This window comes from Candidatus Sororendozoicomonas aggregata, from assembly GCF_031528575.1.
GTDB lineage: Bacteria > Pseudomonadota > Gammaproteobacteria > Pseudomonadales > Endozoicomonadaceae > Endonucleibacter > Endonucleibacter aggregata.
Genome location: NZ_JAVLSP010000069.1, coordinates 1 through 21,762 on the forward strand (window position 1 = coordinate 1; position 21,762 = coordinate 21,762).

The window sequence follows — 21,762 nt, forward strand, 5'->3', positions numbered from 1 at the left end:
CCGTAGCGAGGACTGCGAGAAATGGCGGATAAAAAGTCGCTTTTGTGAGGAGAATAGCGGGACTATTTGACGAACAAAAGCGACTTTTTAGACCCATTTGTCTTAGCCGCAGTAGGAGCATGACTTTTAAGACTGGTTCTCAGCTACCAGGGGTGTTCTCTTTTGTATTAAAAAGCCCTGTGCAATGGCATAGTAGAAAAAGTAGAAAAAGTAGAAAAAGTAGAAAAAGTAGAAAAAGTAGAAAAGAGAAATGGCTTGTTAACATACTGAGATAGCACAACAGGGAAGGAGGGCTATCCAATGGCGATATCACAAAGCTACGGATGGGGTCGGGAAGCGGCCAAACAAGCGTATAATAAATCATTACAGCGCAGGGAAGGCGTCGCAAAGGCGTTAGGCAAAAGTATTGTCGCATTTTTTGTGGGTTTTAAGGTGGCGCCTTTGCGTATGCCACCGGCAACACAGATACCGAGGCCATCAGAGACTCACAGAGCAGGACAGTCATCAATACAGTCCCGGGTAATATCCACCATGCCTGCGCCTACCCCCTACCTTTCTCCTGTTGATGAGCCGTTATCGCCACGGGAGCAGCATGAACTCCATTGGGCCACTCAGGAAAGCCTGAGAACTTATCAGGCTGAACAGGCTGTCAGCAGGCAGGATAGTGTTGATAGTCTCGCTGATAGTGCCTTTTACGGATCTGATGACGGATCTGACAGTGAACAAGCGCGTGCGAACCAGCCTCCAGGGCACCGTCGCCTGGATTCGGATTTTTCTGACGATGACGATTTATCTCGAGCACTGGCAGCCAGCGCAAACAGCCAGGCCACTCACCTTCAGGCGATTGTTGCTCAGGAAACAGCTATTCAAAGCATGCTACGAGAGCAGGGGTTTGATTTTATTAAAACGTCGAGGGATGGAAACTGTTTTTATGACGCTATCTGCCAGCAGCTCCCCATAGCCAGTACGCCTGCCGGGTTGCGCGATGCGTGTAGCGCGGCTTGTCAAGACCTTAGTCGGGATGACACCAGTGGGATAGGGGAAACGTTGAGAATAGGGTTTTCAGAACATATTGCTGTTATGCATCAAAATAACAGGGATATTGATCAGCCTGAATTGGTGACATTACCCAAGTTGCTCAATGCGCCTTTACTGGTGCTGGATATTGATCGCGGTGTTGTTAATATATTTGACCAGGAAGGGACAATGCAGGTAGAAAATGCGGTGGATCGCCATGGCGTGTTAAAGGGGTTTGGAGTACCCGGACTTTCAGCCTATACAAAAAGGCCGGACACATTATATGTTGTGCGGGATAAAAATCACTATATGGGAGCCAGGCTGCCTGATCGTCAATAGTTGTGTGGGCTGGGGTGATCCACCTTGGCCCACTATTATTCTGTGGCAATATCAGCGATGCTGATCGCAGGTACAGTGAAAGGGGGAAACGCTCACAATGCGTCGAGACGTTTCTTATTACCACTGCCCTGAAGTGTTTCCAGGGGAAAGCCTTAACTGAAAATAATCTCTTTAATATCACAGGTAGCCTGTTTCAGGTCAGGATGAGAATGAAATTCACTGTCCCACTGAGCATCTAACGACCTAGCCAGAGTATCGTGCAGATTCCATTCCAACTCACCACAGTCAAAGAGAGCTTCACACATATATTCACCGGATGTTGGTAAGAATAAATAGACCGCATCCCCTTTTGTATATATTCCAAAATTATAAAAGTTTTCATTATTTAAGTGAAAAGTGTATATAAGCCCTCTGCCCCCCTCATCATACATTCCCGAAATGAACGCGATGGTCTGCATACAGGGCGTATTAAATGCAATATCCTTGCACCCGCCGACACCGATCGTTCTAAAAAACGCTAACGCCTGCAGGGAGAGTCCAGCACCTGACGAGTACAGTGGTTTTTTCTCAACCCCCGCAATAGGGGAAGGGGCGAATAATAACCGTGGAATCTTCGAGGTAACCAGTTGCATCCTCAATAAGCCATCTTTCTGGGCTTTGTCAACATTAAGCTCAGGATTTGTGCAAGGATACAGCTTACCATCATGCTGACGAGTAAACGCATGAAGAGGTGTAGGTGTCTCTTTATGAAGCGTTTTTGAGAGGTCATTGCGTATTGTTGTGAGCCAGACCGCCGTGATAATAAAACTTGTTTCTTGTTGAGTCCTTTCTACATTGGCCATGGCCAGATCAGGACCATTTATTGTGAAATCTCCTGTTTTAGCAAACATAAATTACCTCTCAGGTATCCGTTAGCGAATCCTTGCGGGTTGTTGTGCGGCTTTATTGGTGTCGTGCCCCTGAACAGAAATTTCCATGAGGAGCGCGGCAAATGGTGGCTCAGAGTAATGACGAAAAAACTAACCGGCAGCGGTGTCACTGCCTTCACATTAAAGAGAGAATATTGACGATAGTACCTTGATATTGGCCCTTACTCAAATGACGCGGAACTTCTCCAGGAGCGCTTGTCGAATCACAATCAAGAAAGATCAGCAACGCAAAAACGCGCCTTTTCCTTGCCTGAGTACTTTTGGTATCTCCTCCAGCAAGCTAACCACTGTGGTGGCCTCCATCCCACAATAGCCACCGTCAATAACCAGGTCCAACTGATGTTCCAGCATTTGGCGTATCTCATAGGGGTCAAGCAAAGGCGTTTCATCATCAGGCAAGGCAAGTGTCGTGCTGATCAATGGCGCATTCAGTTCACAGAGCAAAGCCTGGGTGATAATGCAGTCGGGGACACGTATACCAATGGTTTTACGTTTAGGGTGCATTAGACGCCGGGGTACTTCCCGTGTGCCTTTGAGAATAAACGTATAAGCTCCGGGGGTATGGGCTTTGAGTAGCCGGTAATGGCTGTTATTCACCTGGGCATACACAGCCAGCTCTGAAAGGTCCCGGCAGACGAGGGTGAAATTATGTTGGTCACTCAGACGTCGGATCTGTCGGAGCCGGTCAACACTTTTTTTCTTGCCAATTGAGCAACCCAGGGCATAGGCTGAATCTGTCGGGTAGGCGATGACACCACCCGAACGGATGATATCTACTGCCTGGCGCACGAGTCTTGGCTGTGGGTTTTCCGCGTGAATCTGAAAGAACTGGCTCATTGGGTTCAATAGTATGACGCGAGCATCACTCCATAAAAAAACTGTCAGCCATGATTGCCAGACAACAAAGTAGCACCATGACTCAGGTTGATTGTGCCGTGGCAGAGGGGCTTTATCTGGTCACTTTATACAGCTCGAAGCGCAAACTCAACCCAGCTGAAAAAATGATCACCAAAACCGGCCAGCAATGCATTGAACGGCCCGTTATTCTCAGCCTCAAGCCGTTTGGTTGTCTGTTGTTCAGGGGTGACCGCCTGATTTCCGGTGCCTGTCAAAGCGCGTTCTTTCTGCTGTTCAACGTGCCTGAAAGCAGGCGAAAAATAAATGCTGGTAATACGGGGGGCATCACGCCTTGTTACCTGTTATGGTAGACTCAGGCAAAAAAGGTCAGCAGAGGACGTTTCATGTCATCCATTGCCATTACCGTTGCTATTGTTGCAGCTATCATCACAGGCGTTATAACCTGGTTAACCTGTCGTCAACAATCAGTGCGGAAATATAGCCAGTTGGATAGCGAAAAGGGCCAACTGGTTGCCTCGCTGAGCGAGCTGAAGGTTACCCAGGAAAAGGCGGCCCTTGCCCTTGATACCCTTCGTTCAGAGCATCAAGTTGAACTTATCGATAAACAAGCGCTGCAAACCCGCCTGGAGGCGTCCAGCGCCAGGCTATCAGAACAACATGAAGAGGTGGCGGGCCTGAAACTGCGTATTGAGCAATACGAAAATGACTTGCTGCAGGCGCGTCAGCTCGAAGGTCAGGCGAACGAGCAAACGGTTCATCTTCGTCGTTTGCAGGCAGAAAAAGAGACGCTGCTGCAAGCCATTGAACAAGAGCGAGCTGCCCGTACAGAAGCAGAAAAAAGCCATCATGAGTTGCAGGCCCGGCTCGAAGAGCAACAACGCCACAACCAAGAAGCACTGCGGCAGTTACACGAAAACAAAACGCTCATGAAAGAAGAGTTTAATAACCTGGCTAATGAGATTTTTGATGCCAAGGGTAAAGCGTTTTCAGAGCAACACAAAGACCGTCTGGAAACACTGCTAAAACCTTTTAGCACACAGTTGAATGATTTTCGCAATAAAGTCGAAGACGCGCGTAAGGAAGAGCACGCGGGTCGTGCGGCGCTCAAACAGCAGTTGGAAACTCTGCGATCGCTGAATCAAAAAATCACTGATGAAGCCAGTAATCTTGCTAAAGCCCTGAAGGGTGATAAAAAACTACAGGGCAACTGGGGTGAATTACAAGTTGAGCAAATCCTGGAAAAAAGCGGCTTGAGAAAAGGCGAGGAATATGCGCGGGAAGCCAGCTTTAAGGACGATGAAGGGCAAAACAAACGACCAGATTTTGTTGTTTATTTGCCCGAGAAAAAGCACCTGATCATTGACTCCAAGGTTTCGCTGGTGGATTACATGTCTTACGTGAATGCGGAAGATGATAGTCTTCGGGATAAAGCCCTGGCTGGGCATATTCAAAGCGTACGTAACCATATCAAAGGCTTGAGTGAAAAAGGCTATGCTCAGTTGGCAGGCATTGAAGCACCTGATTTTATCTTTATGTTTATGCCCATTGAGCCGGCGTTTATGGTGGCCTTTCAGCATGATCAGAAATTGTTTAACGATGCCTTTGAGCAGCGCATTGTTGTTGTAACCCCTACAACACTTCTGGCGACCCTTCGAACAGTGGCCAATCTCTGGACCATTGAGCGACAAAACACCAATGCTAAAAAGCTGGCTGACAGGGCAGGGCTGCTTTATGACAAACTCCGGGTCTTTGTTGAGAAAATGGAGAGGCTGGATAACCAGATGACCACTGCCCGCGGTACCTACGACGATGCTATGAATACGCTGAAACAGGGGCGGGGTAATCTTATTTCACAGGCCAATGAATTTATGAATTTGGGCATTCGGGTCAAAAAAGAGATGGAGCAGAGTACACTGGATTCCTCTGATTTGCGATCACCCTCCCCACTGGAGGTAACACCGCAAAAAATGGAGGAAGCCGTGGAATAGTTCCCATCAAACGTTCCAACTTCGCCATGGGCAGGGGTAGCGGGATAAGCGGTTCTGTACAAGGGCTGGGTTAAACGTCAGGTGCCGCTGCTTTATCAGAATCGAAATCGTATTTTGCTAACATTTGCTCTAAATCATCGGGTAGGTTCGGGATAATGGGAAAACAATCCGCCGCCGGTATGCTTGTGGTGACTGTGATCGGCTTCTTTAGCAGGCTTTGCGTAACGGTGGTTGTTGCCTGAGGTGATTCGGCGACGGTTACCATGACACTGCCCAGTGTCAGAGTGTAGCCAGAATACCGACATGCCAGTGGCTAAGAACATATGGGAAATGTGGCTCCAATGAACTGTCTTTACCTAAGCGTTCGTTCTTTTTATATCTGTATCCCTTGCGGGACAAAAGAATATCCGTTGAACTCACGTTAGCTATGGCGAGAAACTCTAACCCGGATATTTCCTCAGATAACCACCGCAATAGAATAATTAGAAAGTCTTAGACCACAGAACAGATTACGGGAAGATTTCCATTGCCATCACAATCGCGTCCTCTGACAAACCTCCCGATAGTGGATAGTATCCCCGTCGCCGACCAATTTCGTTAAAGCCTTCATTGGCATAAAGCTGGCGGGCAGTTGTATTGGACTCACGCACTTCCAGAAAAAAAGAGCGCACCTCACATTGTTGCGCTTTTTCTGTCAACTGTCGTAAAATAGCCTTACCAATACCCTGACCTTGAAAGCCGCCATGGACGGATAAAATGAGCAGGTGAGCTTCATCAGCAACCAGCATCATGACACCCTGACCAACAATCGTATTATTCATTACAGCCACCTGGCAGCAATGACGGGATTTCAGGCTATCAATAAAATGGCTGGTTCGCCAGGGATGTGACCCTGCGGCTTTTTCAATAACGGCAACCCTGGGCAGATCCTTCTCCGTCATGGCTCTGAATGTCAGCATGCAATGAATCGTATTAATCAGGCAATGTTGTGGAAAGTAACGACCGAAGATCAGCCCAGGCGTCGGCTTTTAACGCGGGAATCTTCATCAGCTCGTTCAGGCTGTAGGTTACAGCCACCTGTTGATTGTCAAACAAGCCTGTTCGCGCCCCTCGAAGGGCATCAAAGGATTTGCCGGGATTGATGACAAAGCGCGCGGCCGCCTGACCGAACAGCAGGATAACATGCTGCCGGGATAGTCCAAACTGATTTTGCAAAAAGGCACGAACCGCGTCAGCTGCCGCGCGGTCATTTTGACTGATCAGGCTGAGTAAACTGCCCCGGGCAGCTCCCTTGCTTAACGGCCAGCTAAATTCACAAAACTGTTGACCGGGAGCCTCCAGCCGAAGTGCTCGGGCAATATCCTGCAACAACCGCAGGTGATAACGGCTAAACTGGTTTAAACCCGTATACGGCATTTCCGTAATTGCCAGGTGATAGTGACCGAGAGGCACCACAACCAGCCGAAACTGACAGACGGTGGCAGCGTGTTCCACAAGCGGTTCAACACCGGCTTCTTTTTGTGTTGTCGGCACTTTATCCGAAGGTGCTTCAGGCAAAGGCTCAGCAAGCCCCATCCGGTGGAGAATATCTGAGGAACCCAACACCTTTTGCGCGGCACTGGCTACTTGTTGTTTACAGGACTCGCCGGGGGTTTTGTCCTGCCGGGGAGTCGGCTGGGTCGGCGCGGCATTGGCAACCCCTTCAAGGGAGCGGGCAGGAACGGCACGGGGCAATTCTACCCGGGGAAACCAAAGCTGAATGCCCATGGCCTCTAGATAGGCTTGGCGGTGGTGCTCACTCAGTTGCATATAGCCTTACATGATAGCGCTTGTGGGGTTTGTTTTTCGGGGCTCAATAGTGAGCAGATTCAGTGCGTCAATATAGGCTTTGGCTGAGGCCAGCACAATATCCGTATCTTTACCGATACCATTAACAATCCGCCCGGATTTTTCCAGCCGAACGGTGACACCACCTTGAGAATCAGAACCACTGGTCATGCTACTGACATTATACAATGCCAGACGGGCCCCGGACTGTACAACTTTCTCAATGGCTTTGAAGACAGCGTCCACTGGCCCGTCGCCTTCGCTGGTCACTTCATGGGGTTGACCGTCAACATTAATCACCATTGCCGCTGTGGGTTGCTTGTTGGTACTGGAGCTGGCTTCCATCATCAGCAACACATATTTTTTCGGGACATCCCCAGAGCATACATCACTGACCAGAGCCTGTAGGTCTTCGTCGTAGATCTCACTCTTTTTATCCGCCAGGATTTTGAATCGGCTGAAAACCTCATTCAAGGCTTCTTGCGTCTCGAAGGTAATACCCAGTTCTTCCATGCGCACTTTAAAAGCATTGCGACCAGAGAGTTTGCCCAGGGTAATGCGGCTGGTATTCCAGCCAACATCTTCTGGTTTCATTATTTCGTAGGTTTCACGGTTTTTGATAAAACCATCCTGATGAATACCTGATTCGTGGGCAAAAGCATTGGCACCGACAATAGCCTTATTGGGCTGGACCGGAAACCCGGTAATACCTGAAACCAGTCTGGATGTGGGAACAATGTGTCGGGTGTCAATGCCAGTGTCAAGCTTCAGGCTATCCTGTCGGGTTTTAATAACCATCACTAACTCTTCGAGTGAGGCATTGCCAGCCCGTTCGCCCAGGCCGTTGATGGTGCATTCAACCTGTCGGGCACCATTGACAACCGCCGACAGTGAATTAGCCACTGCCAACCCCAAATCATTGTGGCAATGTACTGAGAAAACGGCTTTGTCTGAATTTGGGATGCGTTCAATCAGGGTTTTAATCGTTTCACCAAATTGATGCGGTAAGGTATAACCAACGGTATCGGGGATATTAATAGTGGTTGCACCGGCATTAATTGCTGCTTCAATCACACGACAAAGAAAGTCAACCTCAGATCGACCAGCGTCTTCACAGGAGAACTCAACGTCATCAATGTAATTTCTGGCATGACGGACAGCAAGCTCGGCTTGCTCAATCACTTGCTCCGGTGTCATATTCAGCTTGTGGTGCATATGGATAGGGGATGTGGCGATAAAGGTGTGAATCCTCCCTTGTTTGGCCGGCTTTATCGCCTGTGCCGCGCGATCAATGTCTTTTTCAAGCGCGCGCGATAAACTACAAACTGTGCTTTCAGTGACGGTTTTAGCAATGGAATGAATAGCCTTAAAGTCGCCGGGGCTGGAAATGGCAAATCCTGCCTCAATAACATCAACCTTCAAGCGTTCCAGCGCCAGAGCAATACGCACTTTTTCATCGTGCGTCATAGACGCGCCGGGGCTTTGCTCACCATCGCGCAAAGTGGTATCAAAAATAACAACCTGTTGATTGGTCATAACTTACCTATTCTTCTGCTTATGGATAGAAAGATGATTTAAATTGACGAAAGCAGGGCTTTATTAATCAAAAGGATGATTAAACAGCCAGGGGTAGTCGAAGGCTGGATAGCAATAGGCTAGGTAGCAACAGGCAGGAGGATATGAGATAGACATCACTATCGTATTTTTTTTCGGGGTGCGGTGGCGCTGTATTTGGTTTCATTGTACTTGGTTAATGTTTATAGGTTGTTTAGAACACTGATAGTATAGCGCTATTTCTGTGATCGCAAGCGGTTGATGCTTTTGTTTTATGAAAAAAGAGCGTCATTTTTTTAAATAAGCCCTGGATTAACAATATGAAGAAGGTGCTGACCGTTTTTATCATTTTATGTGGTTTTCTTACGGGTTGCGCCCTGAGTCCCCAACAGATTGATGTATCACCCAAAGTCTCAGTCACGCGGCAGGACAGGCACTTCAGAGGGGAACTCCATGTGAATGTTATGGATAACCGTAGCAGCCCGTCATTGGGAAGCCGGGGCGGCGTGTATAGCAAGACGAACAAAATTGTAACGGATGCTGATACCACACTGTCTATACAGTCATCAGTGGAGTTGGCTCTGCGCCAAATGGGTTTTACTATCACCGATGCTGAGTCAGCCCCAACGCTGACCGTATACCTTGATCGGCTGACATACCATGCGCCAGGAGTAGCTTATATTACCAAGGTTGACCTCAGTGCGCAGGTGCGAGTGGTTGTGGTATCACAGGGTAAAAAATTTGATGGCAACTATGAAAGTAAGTTATCGGAACGAGTGCTTGCAGCACCATCGGATGATAAAAACAAGGCGCTGGTTAATCAGGTGCTAAGTGACGCGCTTACCCGGGCATTTTCAGATCAGGAACTACTGACTTACCTGGAAACCATCCCTCAGCATTGATTCCCATTGACAGATGCCATAGGTGAGGGACACAGCCTTTGACCAGTAACTACATGGCTGATGAAAGGTCGACGTCCCGGATGGTGATAGTTCAGGGAACGTTCTTAATCAGACATGTATCCAGTCAGTCATGCTTAGCCCGGATATTTCATAAACATACTCCTGGCCTTGCTTGCTCCTTGCGGCTCTAAGGGAGTTTTGCTCAGTTGACCGTACTCCCCGGTACGGCGCTCCTTCGCGAAATCCCTCAGAGCCGCAAGGTTCCGCGCAATTCTCAGGGCAGTTTATGAAATATCCGGGTTAGGAGCCTCAGCGGGCGCCTTCAACCAATCACAGAGCAATTTCACCCAACTCGGGTGTTCATTCAAACAAGGTATGAGCGTCAGTGATTCCCCCCCTGCCTGCTTAAACGTCTCTTTGGCGGCTATATCAATTTCTTCGAGGGTTTCAAGGCAGTCTGAAATAAATGACGGACAGATGACCAGTACTTTTTTAGCCCCCTGCCGCGCCAGTTGCACTAAAATATCCACTGTATTGGGTTCCAGCCACTTAGCGCGCCCAAGTCGGGACTGAAACGCTACCGTGTATTTGTGCTCGGCAATACCGGCTTGCTCAACAAAACACTGCGCGGTTCGGTACACCTGGTGACGATAACAGGCGCGATGGGCCGGTGAGGGCGTATTGCAGCAGTCAGGACTTTTCAGACAATGACCACCGGTGCTGTCGTCTTTATGGATATGGCGAACAGGCACACCGTGAAAGCTGAACACTAACTGGTCATAGTCCTTTTCCAGCCAGGGTTGGGCAGAATTAACCAAAGCGGCAATATAGCCCTGGTGATCATAAAACTCACCGTGCACCCTTAATGTCACCGATAAATTGTGTTGCCGCATAATGGCCTGAGCCTTTTCCTTCACCGTTTTTACCGTGGACATGGCGTAATGGGGGTATAAAGGGAAAAGCAGGATGTCCTTAATGCCGGGTTGATTAGCTAGCCGCAACAGCGCTTGTTCCATATCAGGCTTTCCATAACGCATCGCCAGCTCAATGGGCGTTTCAAGCTGTGCTGAGAGTTCAGCGGCCAAAGCCTTGCTGTGGCAAATCAGTGGCGAGCCTTTATCTGTCCAAATGCTTTTATAGGCTTTTGCAGACTGTGCGGGTCGCTTAGGCAGGACAAAAAGGCTGACAATCATGCGTCGTATCAGCCAGGGCAGGTCAATGACATTACCGTCCATCAGAAATTCATTCAGATACTGCCGAACATCTGCCTCAGAGGGGCTGTCAGGGGAACCCAAATTAACCAGCAAAACACCACGATCTGTCATTGCGACTCTTTTGTGTCAGCCAAATGGAGCACTGATTATAGCGAACGTCCACTCAGGTAGCCATGCTCATCACGGGGTTAGAAAGTTTGATTGGTATAACGCCGGGAGCTTTATTTTATGATGCGCGCTTCGGTAAAAGATCTTTATGATGCGGGGTGTTTGGGGAAATGGAAGGACTCAATCCATGAGTTTGGGGTGGGCGAAGGGGCTCGAACCCTCGACCGCCGGAATCACAATCCGGAGCTCTGCCAACTGAGCTACGCCCACCACCAAGGTCTCAGTGAAGGCGCTTTGCCCTCACCAAGCGGGGGGAATTATAAGGAAGGCGCGGCGCTTATCAAGTATTTTTTTGTATTTAACGCAGTTGCTTTTAAACGGTGGTGTTCAAGCCAGGCGCTTATTTCAACACTACATGAAACACAGACACTGTCTTTTGAGAAAACGCTTTTGAAACAGCCTTTCAAAACAGCACGGTGATGTTTTCACGCTGATTTTAACAGCGTAAAATGGCGTTGAACCTAAAGCTGGAGTTTCATCAATGCTTGACCATTGTAACGCGCCTGGGCTTATTTCCCTCGAAAAAGCACAAGCGCTATTGCAAAAACACATCACCCCGATAAAAGAGACAGTTGACCGCGCGCTGGCAGAAAGCCTCGGTTTTATCCTTGCTGATAGCGTGGTGTCACCTGTCAATGTCCCTTCTCACGATAACGCTTCCATGGACGGCTATGCTGTCAGGCTGACGGAACTGGCCAGTGAACAAGCTTTGCCTGTGGCCGGAGAGTCTTTTGCCGGTAAGCCTTTTACAGGCACGATGCCTGAGGGATGCTGTGTCCGCATTATGACCGGTGGCTGTATTCCTGAAGGGGCTGACACAGTGATTATGCAAGAGTACGCGCGCAAAACCCCCAAAGGTATCCAGTTTACCCAATGGCCGGATGCTGCAGGTGCCAGTATTCGTCCGATGGGTGATGATATTCAATGCGGTGCCTGCATTTTTAAACAGGGCCATAAAATAAAAGCACAAGATATTGGTCTTCTTGCTGCTATGGGCGTGTCAACGGTGTCAGTATTTCGGCCCTTGAAGGTTGCCGTTTTTTCAACAGGTGACGAGCTGCGTCAACCGGGTGAAGCACTTCGTTACGGTGAAATTTACGACAGTAATCGTTTTGCCATCAAGGCGATGTTATCGAAAATGAACAGTGAGGTTATTGATCTTGGTTGTATCCCTGACGACCCCCAACGGATCAGAGAGGCACTGGCTCAGGCAAATGAGCAGGCTGATGTTGTCATTACGTCAGGCGGAGTCTCTGTGGGTGAGTCTGATTATACCAGAGACGCGCTTGATGAAATGGGAGAGGTCACCTTCTGGAAGATCGCCATAAAACCCGGAAAGCCGTTTACCTTTGGTAAGCTTGGCGACAGTGTTTTTTTTGGGCTGCCGGGCAATCCGGTCTCTGCGCTGGTGTCTTTTCAGCAATTAGCGGCTCCGGCCCTTCGGGTAATGATGAATATGACAACACCGCCTGTGCGAGAAATTCAGGCAACCTGTCAAACCCCCCTGAAAAAACATCCGGGACGTAAGGAGTTTCAGCGCGGTATTTGTGAAATTACCGATACAGGACAGATAACCGTTTCGACAACAGGCGGCCAGTGTTCGGGAATCCTCCATTCCATGGGTGTAGCGGACTGTTATATTGTGTTACCAGAAGACAATGGCGGTGTCCATGTCGGTGACAGTGTTGCCGTTCAGTTATTTGATGAATTGCTGAGCTGATTTTTGCTATTGCGCTTGGTACAAGTACGGTGATAGTTGAAAGCGGCTATGTGTCGTCCTTAAAAAAGTCTACTGTCGTTAAAATAGAGCTTTGTATTGGTAATGTAGTGGTAGTGGTAGTGTTTTTGGCAACTGATTGGTTACATGTGCCATAAGCGCTAAACCTCTGAGAAAACCGCGTTTAATGGCTGGTTCGGGTTAACGTTTTACGACGCCATAGCAATGGCAGGGGTTATTGTCCGTTTTTTCACCTTACTGGCCTGAGTCTGAATTCGACAGACTTTCCCAATACTTTTATGATGAGAACCCACCAGATAACACCCTGGCTGTTTCTTTTTTATAGCTGTTTATTGGGGAAAGTCTTGGAATATTCTTTAAATAGCTGAATTTCGGTATTTATCTTTTGTTAATCATTGGTGTGTTTCAGTGATAACGTTGGCGCTCAAAAGTCTGTTTGAAAATCACATACCTTTGCCACAATTGAACAAGCGCTGTTAAAAGTCTGCGCGCAGGAGCCTGTCCGAGAATAGACTGCCCTACTGCGGTTGCGATAAATTGGTCTAAAAATTCCTGCTTCCTCGTCAAATAGCCCCACTATTATCCTCAGAAGCAGAAATTTTTATCCTCCATTTCTCGTAATCCTCGCTACGGGCGCTATTCTCGGTCAGGCTCCTAGAGAGGATCAAGAAAAACGGCTGATAAAAAATTGATGTTGAGCGGCGGATAACCTGCTATTTAATGAACAGCATCGGCTTTTTTAGTCCCATTTATCCCAAATCCCTTGGTCGCGCGACTGTTAAGGTGACTTTTACTGTTTCTGTCATAAAGCAAGACTGTTGTCCTGTTCAATATATTATTTAGTACTAAGGTGCAATTATGTCTGAAGTGACTATTCCATCCAGTCCTGCGGCTAGCATCAAGACCGTAACCACCCGTCATTACGGGCGCATTTGGCTGCGCGTTATACTATGGATTTATGCGCTGCTTGTTGCTGTCAGCGTTGTGGGTTCCGGCTTCAAGCTTGCCGCAGGTGGCAGTGAAGCTGCTGCCAATCTGTTCAGCTTTGCCACCAATCCGTTAATGGCCCTGATTGTAGGCACATTGGCCACAGCGCTGGTCCAGTCGTCCAGTACTGTTACTTCCGTGATTGTCGGTTTGGTGGCCGGTGGTTTACCCGTGGAAATGGCGATTCCAATGATTATGGGTGCCAATATCGGTACAACCATCACCAATACACTGGTGAGTCTGGGCCATATTGGCTGTGATAAAGAATTTAAGCGCGCGTTCTGCGCGTCAACGTTGCATGATTTTTTCAATTACCTTGCGGTGCTGATCATCTTGCCACTGGAACTGACCACTGGGTTTCTGTCAAAGTCAGCCAATTACCTTGCCAGTGCGGTCACCGGTGGCCAAAATGTCTCCATGGGCAACCTGAACTTTATGAAAACCCTGACGCAACCGTCTGTGGATATCATTAAAGGGTTTGCCGCTGTTCTGCCCAATGCCAGCCTTGGTGGTATCGCTATGACTGCCGTCGGCATCTTCCTGATTTTTATCTCTGTTATCCGCTTGGGAAAACTTCTCAAAAAAGTCATGGTCGGGCGCGCGAAAGAGTTGTTGCATATATCTATCGGTCGTGGACCGCTTAGTGGCATTGCCTCCGGCGCCGTCATAACAGTCCTTGTGCAATCTTCTTCGACTACCACCAGTTTGATGGTACCGTTGGTGGGTTCTGGCGTTTTCACGGTACGCCAGATGTACCCTTTTACGTTGGGTGCTAACATTGGCACAACCATTACCGCGCTGCTGGCGGCAACGGCCATTTCTGGTCCGGCCGCTTTACCCGCAATGACCATTGCTTGCGTGCACTTCCTGTTTAACGCTGTGGCTGTGGTGATGATCTATGGTATTAAATGGCTGCGAATGATTCCGCTTTTCCTGGCTGACCGTCTGGCTGAGCTTGCCAGTTACAAGCGTGTTTATGCTTTCATCTATTTAGCGCTGGCTTTTTTTGTGCTGCCTGGCTTGTTGATCCTGATCACTAAATAGCCCCCTTGAATTGCCACCTCTGTGCCGGGCATGAGGTGGTAATGGTTTCGTTCGGGGTTGTCGATGACGCGTTAATGCCGGGTACTACTATCAGGCAAGTGGCGTGATTTTTGTACGATAGTACCTGTCATTTGTTTGCTTGTTTGATGCAAGGCCGCCTTAACAGGGAATATGACCGCATTGATGGCTTAATGGCTTGGGTTTAACCTGAATTTAGCCGTTGAATGCCGTTTTTTCCATGAGAAATAAGGCGCTAACAAGAGCTAAAAGGGATCAACTGCCGAATTCAGGTTCAAAAACACCGCACCTTTCAACACTCGCTGGGAAAGGGAGCGAAAAACGACTTACGTTCGCAAAAAAACACCCAGAGCCTGTCTTGAAACGAGAAGATCTGCCTCCATAATAACTTTCAACCTATTATGTCCCTTTTATGTAGAATGTCAGGCCTGTGGCAACAGGTGAGTCCGCTTTGGAGAAACAGAATGACTGTAGAAAACAGTAAAGTCGAAGAAAAGTTAGAGACTGCTGAAGAAATAACCATCGAAAAAGCGACTGATGAAGAGAGTACGGCCGGGCAGCCAGAACAGGACACCTCTTCTGAAGAGCAAGTTGTTGAAAACACGACTGACTGGCAGGGAAAAGTCGATGCCTTAGCCAATGAATTGGCACAAGCTAAAGATCACATGCTGCGTGCCCAGGCTGAAGTTCAGAACGTAAAGCGTCGTGCTCAGCAGGATGTGGAAAAAGCGCACAAATTCGCCCTGGATAAATTTGTTGAGTCCCTGTTGCCTGTGGTCGACAGCCTGGAAAAAGGCATTGAGAGTACCGAGCAGGCGGAAGGAAGCCATGAGGGTATTAAAGAAGGCATGGAACTGACGCTGAAGCTGTTCCTTGATACCCTGGCCCGTTTTAGCGTGAAGCCTGTGGACCCTGAAGGTGAACCCTTCGACCCTCACTTCCATCAGGCCATGTCTACGGTACCTAACCCGGATGTTGAGCCAAACACCGTGCTGGAGGTGTTTCAGAAAGGGTATACCCTGAATGAGCGCGTTGTTCGCCCGGCCATGGTCGTTGTTTCTAAAGGCTCCTAGGAGGCTGACCGAGAATAGCGCCCGTAGCGAGGATGGCAGAAAATTGAGGATAAAAAGTCGGAAATTTTTAGTGAATAGTGGTTCTATTTGCTAAAAATTTCCGACTTTTTAGACCAATTTGCTGCCACCGCAGTAGGGCAGTCTATTCTCGGACAGCCTCCTAGGGCTATACCCCCATAGGTTTTGTAACAATCGTTAAATAAATCACTAAATATGTTACAGGAATGGTCTTGAAAAAAAATCAGCCGTTCCCATATATCAATGCAAAGGCCAATACCCGTAGTGAAAATACCAGGCACTGCCTGGTTTAATATGTGGCATAGGCATAACCGGATAGTTAACAGCTCTGTGAGCAGGGCGGTGGAGAAGATCAGCAATGGGTAAGATAATCGGTATTGACCTGGGTACAACCAACTCCTGTGTGGCCCTACTGGATGGTGAAAAACCCAAAGTATTGGAAAACGCGGAAGGAGCGCGTACGACGCCTTCCATCATTGCATTTACCGACGATGGTGAAACCCTGGTAGGTCAACCCGCGAAGCGTCAGGCCGTGACTAACCCCGATAGCACCCTGTTTGCCATTAAGCGCTTGATTGGTCGCCGCTTCAAAGATGATGTCGTTCAGAAAGACATCAAAATGGTGCCATACAAAATTAGCGAAGCCGACAATGGCGATGCCTGGGTTGAAGTCAAAGGCGACAAGAAAGCACCGCCTCAGATTTCTGCTGAGATTCTGAAGAAAATGAAGAAAACCGCAGAGGATTACCTCGGCGAAACGGTAACAGAAGCCGTTATTACTGTACCGGCTTACTTCAATGATTCCCAGCGCCAGGCCACCAAAGATGCTGGTCGTATCGCCGGTCTGGAAGTCAAGCGTATCATCAACGAGCCTACTGCTGCCGCACTGGCTTATGGCATGGACAAGAAAAAAGGCGATCAGACCGTTGCCGTTTATGACCTGGGCGGTGGTACCTTCGATATCTCCATCATTGAAATTGCCGACGTTGACGGTGAGCACCAGTTTGAAGTGCTGGCCACTAACGGTGACACCTTCCTCGGTGGTGAAGACTTTGACCTGCGCCTGATCGAGTTTCTGGCTGCTGAATTCAAGAAAGACCAGGGTATGGATCTCACTGGCGATCCCCTGGCTATGCAGCGCCTGAAAGAAGCGGCTGAAAAAGCCAAAATCGAACTGTCTTCCGCGCAGCAGACCGATGTTAACCTGCCTTATATTACAGCAGATGCCACAGGCCCCAAGCACCTGAATGTGAAAGTGACCCGTGCCAAGCTGGAGTCTCTGGTTGAAGACCTGATTGAGCGCTCCCTGGAGCCTTGTCGCACTGCCCTGAAAGATGCTGATCTGGATATCGCTGATATCGACGAAGTCATTCTGGTGGGTGGTCAGACACGTATGCCACTGGCACAGGAGCGTGTGGCCAAATTCTTCGGCAAGGAAGCACGTAAAGACGTGAACCCTGATGAAGCCGTTGCCATGGGCGCATCCATTCAGGCCGCGGTTCTCGCTGGCGACGTGAAAGACGTGTTGCTACTGGACGTTACGCCTTTGACTTTGGGTATCGAGACCATGGGTGGCGTCATGACCTCCCTGATCGACAAGAACACCACGATCCCGACTAAGAAGTCTCAAGTGTTCTCTACCGCTGATGATAACCAGACAGCAGTCACCATTCACGTGTGTCAGGGTGAGCGCAAGCAGGCGACTCAGAACAAATCCCTGGGCCGCTTTGACCTGGCGGACATTCCCCCGGCGCCCCGTGGCATGCCTCAGATCGAAGTGAGCTTTGACCTGGACGCTAATGGTATCTTGAACGTGTCCGCTAAAGACAAGGCAACCGGCAAGGAACAATCCATTGTCATCAAGGCATCAAGTGGTCTGTCTGATGATGAAATCGAGACCATGGTGAAGGACGCTGAGGCCAACGCCGCTGAAGACAAGAAGTTTGAAGAGCTGGCTTCTGCCCGTAACAGTGCTGACGGCCTGATCCATGCTACCCGAAAAACACTGGAGGAAGCGGGCGATAAAGCGACGGAAGAAGAGAAGACAGCCATCAATGCTGCCATCACCGCATTGGAAGAAGCCGTTAAAGGCGACGACAAGGACGACATCGAAGCCAAAACTAAAGCACTGACTGAAGCCTCTGGCAACCTGGCGCAGAAGATGTATGCCGAAGCGCAACCACAGCCTGAAGGTACACAGGCTCAGCAAAGCGACACTAAAGCTGAATCCAAAGCTGATGACGCTGTTGATGCTGAGTTTGAAGAAGTGAAAGAAGACAAGAAGTAAGGGACATCCCTACTGTCTGCCCGTCGAGGTATGATCGTATGATGTCAGACAACGCGGGAGCTCTCTCCCGCGTTGTCGCATTTACGTTTCAACAAAATCAGCTGTGTTTAACCATCACGGCAGCCGTCATCAGCTTTCATTGTCCAACAGGCAATAAGGACTGGAATGTCACGGTTAAGAAGATAGTGAAAAGCGAGTTTCAGGGTTTTACTTATGGCAAAACGCGATTATTACGAAGTGCTCGGTGTTGAAAGAGGCGCTTCTGACAAAGACATTAAAAAGGCCTACCGTCGCATGGCCATGAAGTATCACCCTGATCGTAATCCAGATAATAAGGATGCCGAAGAACGTTTCAAGGAAGTGAATGAAGCGTTTGAAATCTTGTCTGATGATCAAAAACGTGGTGCTTATGATCGACACGGCCATGCCGGTGTTGACCCGAATATGGGCGGTGCTGGCGGGTTTGGCGGTGCCGGTAATTTCAGCGATATTTTTGGTGATGTCTTCGGTGATATCTTTGGGGGCGCTGGCGCTGGTGGTCAGTCTCGAAGCAGCGCGCAGCATGGCGCAGACCTTCGTTATCAGCTGGAACTCGGCCTTGAAGAAGCGGTAAAAGGCGCGTCCAAGAAAATCAGGATTCCGACCTTGGTGGAGTGTAAGACCTGTGATGGCTCGGGTGCGAAAAAAGGTTCAAAACCTGTAAATTGTTCAACCTGTGGTGGTGTTGGGCAGGTGCGGATGCAACAGGGCTTCTTCTCTGTTCAGCAAACCTGTCCTGACTGCCGTGGGTCAGGCAAAATAATCAAAGACCCTTGCCGCGACTGTCGCGGTCAGGGCCGTGTGCAGGAATACAAAACCTTGTCGGTTAAAATTCCGGCAGGTGTCGATACCGGTGATCGTATTCGCCTGGCTGGTGAAGGTGAGGCTGGTGTAAACGGTGGCCCTGCCGGTGATCTGTATGTTCAGGTCAGTGTCGCCGATCACGCCATCTTCCAGCGCGACGGTAAACATTTGTACTGCGAAGTGCCGATTACTTTTGTGGATGCTGCCCTTGGCGGTGAGCTGGAGGTACCGACACTGGATGGCCGTGTTAAGCTGAAGATTCCTTCAGAAACCCAAACCGGTAAATTGTTCCGCCTGCGTGGTAAAGGTGTCACACCTGTGCGCGGTGGTTCCTCCGGTGACTTGATGTGTCGGGTTGTCGTGGAAACCCCCGTGAAACTGACCGAAGCGCAAAAAGAACTGATGCACAAGCTGCAAAAGACCTTTGAGTCCGAAGGGGAGGAACGCCAGTCGCCTAAAAAAACCTCTTTCTTTGAAGGGGTTAAGAAATTCTTTGATGATATGACCTCCTGATATTAAAGCCCTTGATAATAGTGGCTTTTGGTGTATGTATATGGTTTATGGTGTAGGTTTTGGTGTAGGATTTCCATGCAATTAACCATGGACTCTCCACCAACATGGTTAGTGAGTGTATGTATTAGTACTTATTATCTGGGAATTTCCTTCTATCCCTACTGCCGCATGGAATAGAGCAATATTGATGGGTGTCCGTCCGTCCGATTTACCTAGGGTGTTCGGATCGGACGGACACTTTTTTAAGAAAGTTGTTCGGTATTTACTTATGCCTCAACTTGAACAGTTTTAACGAATGACTCAGCGTTTCTGATGGCAACATCAGCTAACTGGTGACAACCAATCTCTAAACCTCCTGTCTTGGCGTCTCTGACCGGAATTAACTCAATAGCTCCCCAAGTTCCGATCATTACGTCTGAAAAATCACCAAACAACGTGATGTCTGAGGGCATCTGAGTCGTGCTGTAGATCGGGTAGTCGTTTGCTCGACCTTTCTCAACAACAAACAGACCTGACCCATCGTCCTTGCGGGTTCTTTTTAGCACATTAACCATGGTCGGCCTTGCTACGTAGCCGCACTTCCCGTCCAGTGCGTTTTCTTCACCCAGGTAAGCCTCCATTTTGACAATTTCCTCAAAGGTCGGAGCGGAAATTTCTTCTACCTCCATTTCTTGTATCTCCTGGTTAAGCACGCCAAGCGGCTCATCGTTTGTTCCTGACCCCTGAAATACAGCCTTATCAACTGCAAGCGCACAACCTTTTAACAAGTCCTGTCTGACCATCATCTCAATGGCTGGAGAAGACTGTCGCATGAGTTCGAAAGTCATATTAACAGAACCGCCAATGTGCTTGGCTGTTAGCGAAACGTTACCTACAGTTACCTCTGATTCTGTTGCTTTACTGCCTTCAGACAACCAACCAAACGATGCGCTGGCCGTCTTTTTGGGAATACTTACCTTGCCGCTAAGCCCCCCCAAGAATCTAGCCCCTAGCTGGCCGGAAATAGTCTTGGCTCGCAACGTATCAATCCACTGGCTATCCCAGTGTTCCGTCTGCACAAGTCCACCAGCCGTATCAGTATCACTGGATCGGTGCATGAGAACGCTGGGAGGGATAATGATTCCGCCCTGACCGCCGTGGTGCGCTGACATTTCTTGACAGACCTCTCGCTCAAGACCTGCCCCGCTCCAGTCCCCAGATAAAAAAGCATTTACTGCTCTAACAATACTGAAATTGTTTTCCAATGTTCTAAATCCTGATTTATTAACTACTGGCCTAGGATGTACATATGAAGAACGTTCAGATACAAATTTGTCATAAGCACGAGACTTGAACTCATCAACGCTCCAACCTTTATTTATTGCTTCTTCTTTAAGATCATCAATGTTTTCCATATATCGTGATGAAGCTATAATATCAGAAATACGACTCCTCTCAGTTTTTTCTGTTTTAACTGGTGGTTTCGTATTAACTGTTTTATCTAGCTGGCGACCAACGCCAACAGTTGGGTCTGCCGGAACAGAAACGAATGAAATCTCTGTAGGCTCCCAATCAGTAGCTCTAACCGTGTACATATCTCCATCAGTGCCTGCAACTTCATCCCATGAATGGATGATGTAACCGACTGATACATGACGCCTAATACCGTCGATTACGTCCTTAAATTCGTCTTGCGCCTGGGAACTATTACCAAAGCGAACAACTGCTCGGCATTTTCTGTCGTCATCAATACTAACCGATTCAACAACGCCGATCTGAATGCCTCGGTCGTGGTCTTTTAAAACAGCACCACCATTTCTAAGTCGATCAAGCCGAACTGAATCAGGGCTGTGGTCAAGAATTTCAATAAAACCCCATTTCTCGACGGGAGTTTCAGAAGAGAACGAAATATCAACAGTTCTTGATTCTTTATTTATACTTGACTCAATTACTGATGCCGACCGTCTATACTCATTTCGCAATTCAGGGGAGCGCTTCATTGTCGTGTTCCATTTTTGTCTAAGTGTAATTTATTTATCCGTACTTGATCAGTAATCCACTCCTCAACAGCGATCCTGAACATTTCAGAAGCTGGAATACCGTACACTCTTGTATAAGCCTCTATTTTTGTTTCAAGTTCCTTGTCACATCTAAAGGAATAAGTCTTCCGCTTTCTTTCTTCCTCCAACATCTTTTTTTGAATAGCCATAACATCACTATGATCAAACATTTATTCACCTCAAATAATAAAAATAGACATAAACGTGTACGCCAGTGTCATTATACACGAAATATTATGTATTACATTATGTATTACATTTTTAATACACCCTATTGAGCAATGGGTAAACGTGATCCCCTTAATATAAACGACAAAAGTACAATAATCTCGAAGTCGGTACCGTCCCTTGTTACCAATCGCTTACTCGCACATTGGCTACAGTCGATTTTATGAAAAATAGCATT

Annotated in this window: 18 protein-coding genes and 1 tRNA gene; 9 read left to right on the forward strand and 10 right to left on the reverse strand. The window is 48.3% G+C overall.

The window, feature by feature from the left end:
- Positions 1-300: 300 nt before the first annotated feature.
- Positions 301-1,356 (forward strand): hypothetical protein, encoded by a 1,056-nt coding sequence (locus V4C51_RS12650; RefSeq protein WP_330926535.1) that lies wholly within the window; start codon positions 301-303, stop codon positions 1,354-1,356.
- Positions 1,357-1,508: 152 nt separating this feature from the next.
- On the opposite strand, the gene V4C51_RS12655 is transcribed toward V4C51_RS12650, so the two are convergent.
- Positions 1,509-2,246 (reverse strand): hypothetical protein, encoded by a 738-nt coding sequence (locus tag V4C51_RS12655; RefSeq protein WP_330926536.1) that lies wholly within the window; start codon positions 2,244-2,246, stop codon positions 1,509-1,511.
- 258 nt (positions 2,247-2,504) lie between these two features.
- Complete coding sequence (locus tag V4C51_RS12660; protein ID WP_330926537.1) at positions 2,505-3,122, reverse strand: L-threonylcarbamoyladenylate synthase; 618 nt, start codon at positions 3,120-3,122, stop codon at positions 2,505-2,507.
- A gap of 50 nt (positions 3,123-3,172) precedes the next feature.
- Between V4C51_RS12660 and V4C51_RS12665 the strand changes: the two genes are divergently transcribed.
- Positions 3,173-3,493: a hypothetical protein gene (locus V4C51_RS12665; RefSeq protein ID WP_330926538.1), complete on the forward strand. Its 321-nt coding sequence runs from the start codon at positions 3,173-3,175 to the stop codon at positions 3,491-3,493.
- A 33-nt stretch (positions 3,494-3,526) separates the two neighbouring features.
- Positions 3,527-5,131: a DNA recombination protein RmuC gene (locus tag V4C51_RS12670; protein ID WP_330926539.1), complete on the forward strand. Its 1,605-nt coding sequence runs from the start codon at positions 3,527-3,529 to the stop codon at positions 5,129-5,131.
- Positions 5,132-5,201: 70 nt separating this feature from the next.
- Here the strand turns inward: V4C51_RS12670 and V4C51_RS12675 are convergent, their stop codons facing one another.
- From V4C51_RS12675 to V4C51_RS12690, 4 genes are all read right to left on the reverse strand, one after another.
- Complete coding sequence (locus tag V4C51_RS12675) at positions 5,202-5,396, reverse strand: hypothetical protein (protein WP_330926540.1); 195 nt, start codon at positions 5,394-5,396, stop codon at positions 5,202-5,204.
- Positions 5,397-5,640: 244 nt separating this feature from the next.
- Entirely contained in the window at positions 5,641-6,090 is a 450-nt protein-coding gene (rimI, locus tag V4C51_RS12680; protein ID WP_330926541.1) for a ribosomal protein S18-alanine N-acetyltransferase, read from the reverse strand.
- 13 nt (positions 6,091-6,103) lie between these two features.
- On the reverse strand, positions 6,104-6,940 hold the full coding sequence (locus V4C51_RS12685; protein WP_330926542.1) for a uracil-DNA glycosylase family protein: 837 nt from the start codon (positions 6,938-6,940) through the stop codon (positions 6,104-6,106).
- A gap of 6 nt (positions 6,941-6,946) precedes the next feature.
- A complete protein-coding gene (locus V4C51_RS12690) occupies positions 6,947-8,494 on the reverse strand; it encodes a 2-isopropylmalate synthase (RefSeq protein WP_330926543.1) in 1,548 nt (515 codons plus the stop codon).
- 338 nt (positions 8,495-8,832) lie between these two features.
- Here V4C51_RS12690 and V4C51_RS12695 point away from each other — a divergent pair, with 338 nt between their 5' ends.
- Positions 8,833-9,414, forward strand: coding sequence for a YajG family lipoprotein (locus tag V4C51_RS12695; protein ID WP_330926544.1), 582 nt, complete (start codon positions 8,833-8,835; stop codon positions 9,412-9,414).
- Between the two features lie 284 nt (positions 9,415-9,698).
- Here the strand turns inward: V4C51_RS12695 and hemH are convergent, their stop codons facing one another.
- On the reverse strand, positions 9,699-10,739 hold the full coding sequence (gene hemH, locus V4C51_RS12700; RefSeq protein WP_330926545.1) for a ferrochelatase: 1,041 nt from the start codon (positions 10,737-10,739) through the stop codon (positions 9,699-9,701).
- A 191-nt stretch (positions 10,740-10,930) separates the two neighbouring features.
- A tRNA-His gene (locus tag V4C51_RS12705) sits at positions 10,931-11,006 on the reverse strand.
- A gap of 271 nt (positions 11,007-11,277) precedes the next feature.
- On the opposite strand from V4C51_RS12705, the gene moeA reads away from it, so the two are divergent.
- The 5 genes from moeA (at position 11,278) to dnaJ (ending at position 19,317) form a co-directional block, all read left to right on the forward strand.
- Entirely contained in the window at positions 11,278-12,516 is a 1,239-nt protein-coding gene (gene moeA / locus V4C51_RS12710) for a molybdopterin molybdotransferase MoeA (protein ID WP_330926546.1), read from the forward strand.
- 876 nt (positions 12,517-13,392) lie between these two features.
- Positions 13,393-14,565 (forward strand): Na/Pi symporter, encoded by a 1,173-nt coding sequence (locus tag V4C51_RS12715; RefSeq protein ID WP_330926547.1) that lies wholly within the window; start codon positions 13,393-13,395, stop codon positions 14,563-14,565.
- A gap of 482 nt (positions 14,566-15,047) precedes the next feature.
- Complete coding sequence (gene grpE, locus V4C51_RS12720; RefSeq protein WP_330926548.1) at positions 15,048-15,656, forward strand: nucleotide exchange factor GrpE; 609 nt, start codon at positions 15,048-15,050, stop codon at positions 15,654-15,656.
- Between the two features lie 376 nt (positions 15,657-16,032).
- A complete protein-coding gene (gene dnaK / locus V4C51_RS12725) occupies positions 16,033-17,961 on the forward strand; it encodes a molecular chaperone DnaK (protein WP_330926549.1) in 1,929 nt (642 codons plus the stop codon).
- A 213-nt stretch (positions 17,962-18,174) separates the two neighbouring features.
- Positions 18,175-19,317, forward strand: coding sequence for a molecular chaperone DnaJ (gene dnaJ, locus V4C51_RS12730; protein ID WP_330926550.1), 1,143 nt, complete (start codon positions 18,175-18,177; stop codon positions 19,315-19,317).
- 266 nt (positions 19,318-19,583) lie between these two features.
- Here the strand turns inward: dnaJ and V4C51_RS12735 are convergent, their stop codons facing one another.
- Together V4C51_RS12735 and V4C51_RS12740 are read right to left on the reverse strand one after the other, a co-directional pair.
- Positions 19,584-21,296 carry a phage major capsid protein gene (locus V4C51_RS12735; RefSeq protein ID WP_330926551.1) on the reverse strand — a complete coding sequence of 571 codons (1,713 nt, stop codon included), beginning with the start codon at positions 21,294-21,296 and terminating at the stop codon, positions 19,584-19,586.
- Positions 21,293-21,526: a hypothetical protein gene (locus V4C51_RS12740; RefSeq protein ID WP_330926552.1), complete on the reverse strand. Its 234-nt coding sequence runs from the start codon at positions 21,524-21,526 to the stop codon at positions 21,293-21,295. Before V4C51_RS12740 ends, V4C51_RS12735 begins: the two co-directional genes overlap by 4 nt.
- Positions 21,527-21,762: the final 236 nt, after the last annotated feature.

What these genes read in the sequence shown, in the direction of transcription:
- V4C51_RS12655 (WP_330926536.1), bottom strand. Translation starts at nt 2,246, where the DNA reads ATGTTTGCTAAAACAGGAGATTTCACAATAAATGGTCCTGATCTGGCC.
- V4C51_RS12660 (WP_330926537.1), bottom strand. Translation starts at nt 3,122, where the DNA reads ATGAGCCAGTTCTTTCAGATTCACGCGGAAAACCCACAGCCAAGACTC.
- V4C51_RS12685 (WP_330926542.1), bottom strand. Translation starts at nt 6,940, where the DNA reads ATGCAACTGAGTGAGCACCACCGCCAAGCCTATCTAGAGGCCATGGGC.
- hemH (WP_330926545.1), bottom strand. Translation starts at nt 10,739, where the DNA reads ATGACAGATCGTGGTGTTTTGCTGGTTAATTTGGGTTCCCCTGACAGC.
- moeA (WP_330926546.1), top strand. Translation starts at nt 11,278, where the DNA reads ATGCTTGACCATTGTAACGCGCCTGGGCTTATTTCCCTCGAAAAAGCA.
- V4C51_RS12690 (WP_330926543.1), bottom strand. Translation starts at nt 8,494, where the DNA reads ATGACCAATCAACAGGTTGTTATTTTTGATACCACTTTGCGCGATGGT.
- V4C51_RS12695 (WP_330926544.1), top strand. Translation starts at nt 8,833, where the DNA reads ATGAAGAAGGTGCTGACCGTTTTTATCATTTTATGTGGTTTTCTTACG.
- V4C51_RS12715 (WP_330926547.1), top strand. Translation starts at nt 13,393, where the DNA reads ATGTCTGAAGTGACTATTCCATCCAGTCCTGCGGCTAGCATCAAGACC.
- grpE (WP_330926548.1), top strand. Translation starts at nt 15,048, where the DNA reads ATGACTGTAGAAAACAGTAAAGTCGAAGAAAAGTTAGAGACTGCTGAA.
- dnaK (WP_330926549.1), top strand. Translation starts at nt 16,033, where the DNA reads ATGGGTAAGATAATCGGTATTGACCTGGGTACAACCAACTCCTGTGTG.
- rimI (WP_330926541.1), bottom strand. Translation starts at nt 6,090, where the DNA reads ATGCTGACATTCAGAGCCATGACGGAGAAGGATCTGCCCAGGGTTGCC.
- V4C51_RS12735 (WP_330926551.1), bottom strand. Translation starts at nt 21,296, where the DNA reads ATGAAGCGCTCCCCTGAATTGCGAAATGAGTATAGACGGTCGGCATCA.
- dnaJ (WP_330926550.1), top strand. Translation starts at nt 18,175, where the DNA reads ATGGCAAAACGCGATTATTACGAAGTGCTCGGTGTTGAAAGAGGCGCT.
- V4C51_RS12675 (WP_330926540.1), bottom strand. Translation starts at nt 5,396, where the DNA reads ATGGTAACCGTCGCCGAATCACCTCAGGCAACAACCACCGTTACGCAA.
- V4C51_RS12670 (WP_330926539.1), top strand. Translation starts at nt 3,527, where the DNA reads ATGTCATCCATTGCCATTACCGTTGCTATTGTTGCAGCTATCATCACA.
- V4C51_RS12665 (WP_330926538.1), top strand. Translation starts at nt 3,173, where the DNA reads ATGATTGCCAGACAACAAAGTAGCACCATGACTCAGGTTGATTGTGCC.
- V4C51_RS12740 (WP_330926552.1), bottom strand. Translation starts at nt 21,526, where the DNA reads ATGTTTGATCATAGTGATGTTATGGCTATTCAAAAAAAGATGTTGGAG.
- V4C51_RS12650 (WP_330926535.1), top strand. Translation starts at nt 301, where the DNA reads ATGGCGATATCACAAAGCTACGGATGGGGTCGGGAAGCGGCCAAACAA.